The sequence below is a fragment of the Ginsengibacter sp. genome (assembly GCF_057362405.1).
The window spans coordinates 1-9,514 of the sequence record NZ_JBMQQG010000131.1; the positions used below are offsets into that span (position 1 = coordinate 1).

12 protein-coding genes are annotated in these 9,514 nt (G+C 40.1%); 1 reads left to right on the forward strand and 11 read right to left on the reverse strand.

The window, feature by feature from the left end; genetic code table 11:
* The first annotated feature begins 760 nt into the window (after positions 1 to 760).
* Positions 761 to 1,126, forward strand: a complete 366-nt coding sequence (locus ACO1O5_RS10830; protein ID WP_486270082.1) for a DUF2200 domain-containing protein — start codon at positions 761 to 763, stop codon at positions 1,124 to 1,126.
* 134 nt (positions 1,127 to 1,260) lie between these two features.
* On the opposite strand, the gene ACO1O5_RS10835 is transcribed toward ACO1O5_RS10830, so the two are convergent.
* The 11 genes from ACO1O5_RS10835 to ACO1O5_RS10885 form a co-directional block, all read right to left on the reverse strand.
* Positions 1,261 to 1,713 carry an SRPBCC family protein gene (locus ACO1O5_RS10835; protein ID WP_486270083.1) on the reverse strand — a complete coding sequence of 151 codons (453 nt, stop codon included), beginning with the start codon at positions 1,711 to 1,713 and terminating at the stop codon, positions 1,261 to 1,263.
* Between the two features lie 25 nt (positions 1,714 to 1,738).
* A complete protein-coding gene (locus tag ACO1O5_RS10840; RefSeq protein WP_486270085.1) occupies positions 1,739 to 2,182 on the reverse strand; it encodes an SRPBCC family protein in 444 nt (147 codons plus the stop codon).
* 14 nt (positions 2,183 to 2,196) lie between these two features.
* The gene (locus tag ACO1O5_RS10845) at positions 2,197 to 2,634 is read right to left on the reverse strand and encodes an SRPBCC family protein (RefSeq protein WP_486270086.1); all 438 of its coding nucleotides are present in this window, start codon (positions 2,632 to 2,634) and stop codon (positions 2,197 to 2,199) included.
* A 51-nt stretch (positions 2,635 to 2,685) separates the two neighbouring features.
* Positions 2,686 to 3,120, reverse strand: coding sequence for a VOC family protein (locus ACO1O5_RS10850; RefSeq protein ID WP_486270089.1), 435 nt, complete (start codon positions 3,118 to 3,120; stop codon positions 2,686 to 2,688).
* Between the two features lie 41 nt (positions 3,121 to 3,161).
* Positions 3,162 to 3,533: a VOC family protein gene (locus ACO1O5_RS10855; RefSeq protein WP_486270091.1), complete on the reverse strand. Its 372-nt coding sequence runs from the start codon at positions 3,531 to 3,533 to the stop codon at positions 3,162 to 3,164.
* Between the two features lie 69 nt (positions 3,534 to 3,602).
* Entirely contained in the window at positions 3,603 to 4,430 is an 828-nt protein-coding gene (locus ACO1O5_RS10860) for a DUF6597 domain-containing transcriptional factor (RefSeq protein ID WP_486270093.1), read from the reverse strand.
* Positions 4,431 to 4,682: 252 nt separating this feature from the next.
* Positions 4,683 to 5,321: a DUF6266 family protein gene (locus tag ACO1O5_RS10865; protein ID WP_486270095.1), complete on the reverse strand. Its 639-nt coding sequence runs from the start codon at positions 5,319 to 5,321 to the stop codon at positions 4,683 to 4,685.
* 339 nt (positions 5,322 to 5,660) lie between these two features.
* A complete protein-coding gene (locus ACO1O5_RS10870) occupies positions 5,661 to 6,101 on the reverse strand; it encodes a hypothetical protein (protein WP_486270097.1) in 441 nt (146 codons plus the stop codon).
* 6 nt (positions 6,102 to 6,107) lie between these two features.
* Complete coding sequence (locus ACO1O5_RS10875; protein WP_486270099.1) at positions 6,108 to 7,439, reverse strand: Gfo/Idh/MocA family protein; 1,332 nt, start codon at positions 7,437 to 7,439, stop codon at positions 6,108 to 6,110.
* Positions 7,440 to 7,472: 33 nt separating this feature from the next.
* The gene (locus ACO1O5_RS10880; protein WP_486270101.1) at positions 7,473 to 8,438 is read right to left on the reverse strand and encodes a formylglycine-generating enzyme family protein; all 966 of its coding nucleotides are present in this window, start codon (positions 8,436 to 8,438) and stop codon (positions 7,473 to 7,475) included.
* 59 nt (positions 8,439 to 8,497) lie between these two features.
* Positions 8,498 to 9,514 (reverse strand): FAD:protein FMN transferase (locus tag ACO1O5_RS10885; protein ID WP_486270102.1); only part of this gene is annotated, 1,017 nt, incomplete at its 5' end.

Below are 9,514 nucleotides of genomic sequence, written 5' to 3' on the forward strand. Positions count from 1 at the left end.
GCGGGTGTTAACAATTTTGACCTCAATCTTCCAGGTCAGAAAAATGCGAATTTGATTTATAGATTTATTTTGGATAATAAACTCGTTACCGGAAAGTTAATTCAACTAAACCAGTAACAGAACAGAATATTACATTGTAATTATTAAATGTTCGCAATAAACAAAGCACTCAAAATTTTGAGTGCTTTGTTTATTTGCTAAGTTGAGGAATGGTTAGAAACCAATTGCTTTATTTATTTTGCCCATTGGTTCTTAGTAATTTATTTTTGAAAATGCAGTATTTCTGCATGCAGGATCATTGCGGTGTGTTATTGCAAATCTATTTCGAAAAGCCTTGTCAGTTGCTTTGTAGTTATTGCGACGGGTTTACACACAACAAACTTCAAAAAAAACGGATTCGGATTTTCCTATTGACAACCCGCTTTCTGCAGGCAATCACGAAAAGTAAAATTGCATTGGTTGGTAATCAAAAATATTTTTTTGTATACTTACGTCTGAAAGTTGCCAGCACAGATTGTTAGTAGCCAAGTCATACCACATAACAACATTTTGCAAACAGGGATGAGCGCAGAGATACCCGCATGTCTCGATATGCAAAAAATGGTTGACAAAGAAATTTGCGCCCTGCCAGCAAGGACAATTTACCCGGCCTGCTCAAGAAACCAAAGAAATACAATCGGGCCATGACCCGTTTGGGAAAAAAAAAGGACCATCAGAATAATTGAAATAATTTTGAATGATTTACTTTAAAATGTAAGGTATGAAAACAACAGCCGAACATGATGAGCGCATAGCAACAATGACATTTGCATCGGTCTATCCGCACTATATCACAAAGGTTGTGAGTAAAGGCAGGACAAAAGAAGAATTGCACCAGGTAATAGCGTGGTTAACCGGTTTTACTGACGAAAAGTTGCAGGAGCTCATTGATGAAAAGGTAACATTTGAAACATTTTTTAAGAAAGCCAGGTTGAACCCTAACGCTCAACTCATTACCGGGGTAATTTGTGGCTATCGCGTCGAAGAAATCGAAAATCCATTGACGCAACGGGTAAGGTATTTAGACAAACTGGTAGATGAATTGGCGAAAGGCAAAAAGATGGAGAAGATTTTACGTGCTGGTTAGGACAATTAACGACAAGCACGACATGACGAATTACTTGCTACCAATTCCCGTTTTGCTGCGTTGGCAGGACTTGTAACTACCACCCGCAAATCGCTGTCATTTGTTACAATCCACATTATTTTTTCGCCTCTGTTTCATTTGGTAGGAGGCCGGAAAATACCTTTGCCGTTAGTGAGGTAAGAAAATAAACTTGTTTTGATCCAATGCGTCCAGCCCGGTGCACAGTCATTATAACACTCAACTTCAGGCGTAAGGCCTTCATGTGTAAAAGTCAGATCTGTTACCCCATTGTGCCCGGTGAGATCAAAAATTAATCTGGTATTAGCCCATTCTTTTTTATCCGAATACCAGGGCATATTGCAATCTGTAACTAACCAAACAACTCTTTTGCCGGGAATCATTTCTTCTACGGTGAAGTCAAAGAAGGAATCGCCGCCCATCTTTACCACAAATTGATCACCTTGTTTTTCGGAATTTCCACTAAAGGTAACTCCCCACCAGCCAGGTACATTGCTGATCCTTGTGATTGCCTCGTCCGCGCTGATCGTTGCGGAGATACTACTGCTGAAATCATTTTTCTTTTTCATTTTATAATTGATTTATTGTTATAATTTAAAAGTGTGCTTTTCCTTCTGTTATCAAATAAAACAGGTAATCCCTGATGACGGTGTTCCAGCCTGCGTGACACAACGGGTAGCACTCTTTTGTGGCAACAAGTCCTTTGTGAGTAAAGTGCAGAATGGTATTATTTCCACTTGGAACAATGTTAAAAATCATCCGGGTGTTTGTCCATTCATGTTTATCTTTTTCAAGCCAATCCAAAGTGCTTTCTGTAACAAGCCATACTATTTTTTTATCCGGAATAACTTCAACTAACCTTTGTTTAGAATAATGGGCACCGGGATGGTGAATAATAAATTCGTCATTCAATTTTTTGCTGCTCCCTTGTAAGTCCTTTCCGCCCCACCACTTAGCAACATCGTTGGTAATGCTCTTGAAAACATATTGCGGCGACTTTGCAACTTCTATTGTTACAGTAAAGCTCTTATTTTCCATTTCGTATTTAAAATTTACTTGCCTTTTTCATTAATAATATAGTTGTAAAACATTTCTTTAAGAGTCATGTCGCATATCTCAACTAATCTTTCATATTCATTCTCAGTAACAACACCGTCATAGGTAAATTTGACTATTGTGTTATTGCCTTTAGGAGTTAATTCAAAAATCATCTTTGTTCCTTTCCAGTCAAAATCGTCCGTTTTGCGTATACTCTCGGTTGTGAGCCAAACCACTTTTTTGTTCGGCAAAAATTCAATCACTTTATTTTTTGAATAATGTGAATCGCCTGTAGTGAATGTGAACTCGCTATTAAGTTTGATGTCTTCTCCTTTAAAATCTTCCGGCCACCATTTTTTGAGGTTAATGAGATGGTTGAAAACATTATTCGGAGATTTTGCCAACTCAATTTCTACTGAGTAACTAGTTGATAGGTAATTTTGCTTTTTCATTTATTGAATTGATTATTATTTAGCCCGGTAAATTATTTTCGTTACTCATGTTCACTTACTTCCCACCGCTTCTTTCACCTTAGCCACATTCGGCCCGGCTCCGGCACCTTCATAAAAAGACATGTCTTCATCAATTCCTACCAGGCGCCAGCATTGCCCGCCCGGAGCCTGGAAATAAAGATGCGGATCTGGTATATCAAGCTTTCTTACAAGGCCAGACTCAATGATTTTTTTACTCATTTCCTCCACATTGTCAGATTTTATTTCAAGCCACATTGCTCTGGCAGCCCGTGAGAACCCGCTTTCATCAGGAACATCCCCATAAAGAAACGCGATGAAGTTCTCTCCAAGACGAACGAAGTCTCTTTCATCCTCTGCTTTTGTGATGGCGCCGCCAAGCACATCACAATAAAATTTACGAATGTTGTCGCGGTCTTTTATCGGAACAATAACCGATGAATGGTTTCCAAAAATTACTTTTGCCATGTTAATAGAAATTTTAATTTTAATAAATGTCGATGACTGTATTATTCCGGGGAGTAAAAACCAATTTTGTTTCCTTCTGTGTCTGCAAATAGCGCTATAAAACCAAAACCGTTATTAGGGGTTTTGTCCATAATTATTTTTCCGCCGGCTTTTTCCACTCTTGAAAGTGGTTTGCTTAAATCGATGCCTCCATTTAAATAGACTAATGAACCTTTTGATGCCGGCTCATGACCATTGCCTTCGACTATTGCGCAACCTCCGTGAGGTTCTCCCATCTCGTAAGGCAACATGCCCCACTTATTCCCCGGCACAGGTACTAAATCAATTTTTGCTTTAAGAACAGTTTCGTAGAATTTTTTTGCCCTTTCGAAATCTTTCGCGGGAATTTCAACCCAGGTAACTGCATTTCCCATTATTGAATTATTTTATTACCGCAAAGATGGGAAACAACAAAAACCTGGAATTGTAAAAATCGGAAGTGTTTATACCTGGTAAAACTTCCGGCCAAAATCGTTTGAGCTTCGCTCAATACCGGAGGGTAACAGGCCAGTGTAGTACTTGAAGTTTTTTATAAAGTGTGATTGGTCGTAATAATGATCGTAAAATTCGTTTCTGAAGATCTCATTTGAGTTCTCTGAAGTAAAGACCCGGTAATATTCGCTAAAGCGGATGATGGAAGATAAATTTTTTGGGCTTACGCCGATTTTATCTATAAATTTTAAATTCAGCCAGCGACTGCTGTAGCCTGTTTTTTTCTCAAGTTCTTTCACCGCAATTCTTCCTTTAGATGAAATTATTTTATCAACGCAAAACTCAAATATTAAATCTCCGGTATTCTGCATAAGTCTCTTAACCAGGAACTGCTCTACCACATCAATTTTTCCACGGACAGATGGAGTATTTATAACCATTTCCTCCAACTGTTTCCCAACAGGCCCCAATATATCATCGAGTTGATAAATTTGATTTTTAACTTCATTAAAATTAAATTGAAAAAAACGATAAGCGCCTTTCGGATTAAATTCGATACCTATTGTTTCAGTGAAAATATCTTTTTCGGTATCTAAACTTAATGGCACATCCACAAGTCCTGTTAAATTAATGCTCCCTTCCCGGGACGTAATACATTTGCCGTTAACCGTTGCCGTTATGCCATTAACCGAAAAAATAGAAAGCTTAATATTACCATTGGGCACGACTAATTTTAAATCATCAGAAGGCAATTTTCCACTGCACTCAAATACCCACATTTTATCAATGTAAGGCCTAAGCAAATTGTGAGGTTCGATATGATTGAATTCAATTTTCATTTTTTTTGATCAGTATCCCATAAGGTCCGTGTGACGCATTCAGCACCTATTGGCGACACGGCAAACGGCCCCTGGGAAAACGCTTTACTAAATTAGGAAAACTTCTTTTTTAATCATCACCTTGCGATTAGGTTGCTGCGGCGAAAAATTAAATGCGAAAATAATAGAGAGGTTGTGAAAAAAAGTTGCGCAATACCATAATAAATTTGATATAGATTTCTCCTGTTGTTGTCGGCTGGAGCGTCAATATTTTTAAATCATTAATTCCCCGGTATACATACTGTTGGCCGCATTGGTTTCATCTGCGCTCAGGAACCCGAGCCACGTTTGCGCAGTACCTTTCTGCGATGCCACATCCAAAATGGCTGTTCCGTCTTTTCTTTCGGCATCACTGAATATATAAAAAGCCTTTTTGCTTTCCGGGAAATAAGCAACCATAATAACCCCATCATTCGTCTTCGCCGTACCGTCGCCGGAATTATCTGTCCAGTTAAATTCGATATTACCTTCATCATTAACTAACGCCGACGCATAATCGACGGGAGCTATCGGCCCTTTTGAAATTAAAACTTTTGGCCACGCAATCGCTACGGCTGGTGTGTTCACAATGGCCAGGTTCATAATAGAGCCGGTAACCCTGTTGTAACCCGACCCGGTATGGCCGTATGCAGGAAAGCTTTTATTAAAAAAGCCGGTGCCCGAAAATGCGCGGGTAAAGTCATTGCATACTTTTATCTTTTCCCGCTGCGTTTTTCTTGCGGGCGTTTCTATCCTGTTTTTGCGGGTACTGCCTTTACTGCGGGTGATGTTTTGGCCAAACCTTATATAGCTGACTATAGGGCCGGTTTTACCTACTACTTTGCCAAGAATACCTTGTGTAAGAATTGCCATGATTACCTGTTTTATGTATTGAGGATGATTGATCGAAAGCTGATTGCTTCCTGTATATAACGATAGATTGGGTAATATATTTTGTATATTCTTCGATTATCGAAACGAAGCTCATTCGAAGGTATATCGAGGGCATATCGAAGGGGACAGCTTTTTGATTGCAGTAATAGAGGGGAATTCCCAACTTAAGCGAACTGGATAAAAGTAAAACAATACAAGCCTTATCAGTTATATCTATAACCTGAAGAAGGTAGCTTTGCCTGAACCTAAAATACTAAACTCATTTAACCCAAAGAACCATTCCTCAACCTTTGAATAAGTAAAAACCCATTCCCTAAATTACAGAAAATGGATATCTAAAGAATTATCGGGACGACCCTCATTAAGTTGAGTTATGAGCCTGTTTCCGCTGTTAAAATATATCTTAAAAAAATGAGGCGAAGTTATTCGACTGCTCCAGGCTTGGACGAAATCACCAAAATAGTGGAAGACGTAATAGCCGGGCGTTATGCAATAAATAAATTCCTTAAAATGTTCCCCTGCTAACAATAATTTTTCTCTCACGAATCTCCCTTCCCAAAAAAATTCCCCAATCAATTCATATAAATGAATCTTCGCATCAATATCATAAACGCAAGATGCCACCATTATTTCATCAACCTGGGTATCACCTAAAAAAGATTGTAAACCTTTCTTCACGATTGCTGAACTCAGGCTGGTGCAGAATTGCAGACTAGCTTTGTGAACGACGTGTAACCCCAAATAATTATCTCCATTCATTCAACATCAAAAATATTTCGTTACACCAGGTATTGCCGCAGCGTACATGCCGTTTTCATCTGGTAATACAGGTGGCTTTGCATCGAAAGCATATTTCTCAGGCATAATATTAATACCCGAATTGATTGCCTTTTCCCAATCTATAACCTGTCCGGAATAGGTAGCCAGGCGACCAAGGATAGAGGTCATGGTACTTTTGGCAGTGCGCTCCGCATCATTGAATTGATATACTCCTCTGGCTACTGCAGCAAATAATTCATCATGCTCGGCCTGGTAAGGTTGATTTTCAGTTTTCTTATCAAATTGATAAATTGTTTTGCCTTTATGATCTGTTATACGGGCGTCACCAAAAAATACTTTACCCTTCGTACCGACCACCAGTTCATCTACTTTACTCATCGTTCCTTTTATATGGCGGCACTGGCTGTTTAAAATTGCACCATTGCCATAGTGAAATTCCACGTAATGGTGATCAAAGATTTCTCCATAATCTTTACCCTTGCGCACTTCACGGCCTCCCATTCCCTGGGCTTTGGCAGGAAATGCTTCTAACGCCCAATTAATAACATCCAGGTTATGGATATGTTGCTCGTTAATATGGTCGCCGCAAAGCCAATTAAAATAATACCAGTTGCGCATCTGGTATTCCATTTCAGTCTGTCCGTCCTGGCGGGGGCGTACCCATACGCCATCGTTATCCCACCAGGCCTGCGCTGATACGATTTCACCAATGGCGCCGTCGTGAACTCTTTTCATCAATTCCCTGTAAGAAGTTTGATACCTGCGTTGCAGACCGGTTACAACATTTAGTTTTTTAGCCTTTGCAATTTGCGCTGCTGCCAATATACGTTGTACGCCCGCCGGATCAGTGGCCAGTGGCTTCTCCATAAATACATGCTTATTTTGTCTTACCGCTTCTTCAAAATGAATAGGCCTGAACCCGGGAGGGGTAGCGAGAATTACAACGTCTGCCATTGCAATAGCATGCTTATAAGCATCGAAACCTATAAACTTGTTTTCTTCGTCAACTTTAACCCGGTCTTTCTTATCATTCATCTCCTCTGAAATATTTTTATGACTTCCATCGAGGCGATCTCTGAAAGCATCGGCCATCGCTACCAACTGCACATTTTGTTTGGTACTTAATGCCTGCACGGCCGCGCCGGTACCCCGTCCGCCACAACCGATCAGCGCAATTTTAATTACAGCATCTGAACCGGAAAAAAAGTTAGCATGAGAGAGTAGGGGTGCAGCAAGCAAACCGCCTGTCAGCAATGAAGAGTTTCTTACAAATTCTCTCCTGCTTTGATGATTGTTCTTTAAATTTTCTAGACTCATATCGTTGCATTTTTTAGTAAGTGAAAGTTTCTTTTATAAAGATAAATATTGAGTAAAAAATTGACTGGCCCCGGCAGGTGTTGGTTGCCTGAAAGGACGAACGATACGAAATCCTGCAAAAGGAGCATCGGTTATCCACCATTTACTTTTTGGAATCTGCGGATCACGGGCATTCCATTTCCGTGCTGAGGGCAGCCGGGCCGCACATCTCAGGTCAGCAGGGTTGTTACTAAAATAACCTCCTTTTAAGGTGATCGGATATTTTGTTTGGAGTGGTACAACAGGGTTCACCGAATTTGTTTTTAACTTCTCAAAATAGGTCTCATCGTATTGGTCCAACGTCCATTCGGCCACGTTTCCTAACATATCATACAATCCCCATCTATTGGGCTTTAATTGTTTTACGCGATGGTATTTGTTGTTGCTGTTGCCTGCATACCAGGCATAGTCAGCGAGTTGTTTTTCATCATCACCAAACGGAAAAGCTTTCTCTGAACCTGCTCTGCAAGCATATTCCCATTCAGCCTCTGAAGGTAACCTGTAAAAGATTCCGGTTTTATTATATAGCCATTTGCAATACATCAGTGCCGCGTATTGTGTCATACTATTTGCAGGGAAGCCACCTGCTTTACCCATGCCTAACGTGAAATCTACATAAGGTGGGCTGGGTCTTGTAATTCCATCCGGTAGAGGACCGGTATCTACACTTTCATCAAGAAAAAAAACATACTCATCATACGTAACCTCGTGTTCACCCATCCAAAATCCATCTAATTTTATTTCGGTCACAGGGCCTTCATCAGCCTTGTGTCCTTTTTCTTTTTCCGGGCTGCCCATATAAAAAGAGCCAGCCGGTATCGGTATCATTTTAAATTTGACAGCAGTTCCGGGAATGGTTTGCTCATAGCTTGCCGAAGTTGAATCATCTTTATTTTGAGACATGGCCGCCGGGCTAAATTTTAAAGAGACCAACAAAAAAAGTATCGCTATCTTTTTCATTATGTTTTATAAAGAATCGTGGCGAATGAAGTTAATGACAAAAAGATTACTGTGTCTTTTTAATTTTCAAAATAGTCTTTGAAATTTTCAGAACTCTTTTGAATTAGTTTTCCATTTCTCAATTCAGTTATTAAAATAGCGGCACCTTTAAATGTTTTAATTAATGCTATGGACTTATCAATTGTAAGCACACTGCAGGCTGTCGAAAGCCAGTCGGAAATTGTTCCATTTCTAGCAATGACGGTTACCGTTCGTTGCGTGGTGATACCAAGTCCTGTCGTGGGATCAATAATGTGTGAATATCGTTTACCGTTGAAATCCAAATGCTGATAAACATCGCCTGACGTAGCAACCGATGTATTTTTTAGCAATAATAACCGGGGCATTATTTCTTCTTTTTCCTCCGGAAGCGTAATGCCTATCCGCCAGCCATTCCTGCCCGGAGGCGCATCCCCCATTACAATTTTTCCACCTGCATTTACCATGGCTGAGTGAAAACCTGCAGCCTGAATTATTTTCAATGCGGCTTGTGCCACATGCCCTTTGCCTAATCCTCCAAGGTCCAGTTGCATTCCGGGTTTTTCGAGCCATACAGCCTGGTGAACGGTATCTAGATGGATAAACTTATATCCTACTTTTTGTAAGGCAATCCGGAGAGAATCGGTGTCGGGCAGCTTCTTTTCTGCACGGGCTTTTCGCCATAATTTTACTACAGGGCCCATGCTAATGTCATAACTTCCCTCACTTTCCCCCGCAGCTTCCAAAGAATATTTTAAAATATCCAACATCGCCGCAGAGATAGGTACATAGCGGTTTTGCCCGCTTGTAGCATTCAGGCGATTTAATTCGCTGCTGTCGAGATAGTCGCTGAAAATCTGGTTGAGAGAATCCGCGCAATGAAATGCTGCGTTGGCGGCCTTAGCTGCTTTTACCGAATCATTTGCAAAAATGGAAATAGTAAAGGGCGATCCCATTTTTGATTGTTCGAAAACAAATTTTTGTTGGGCATATAAAATTTGAGTTGATGAAAAAACGACAATAAAAATGATAGAAAAAAAATAAGGAAAGGAAAGCCC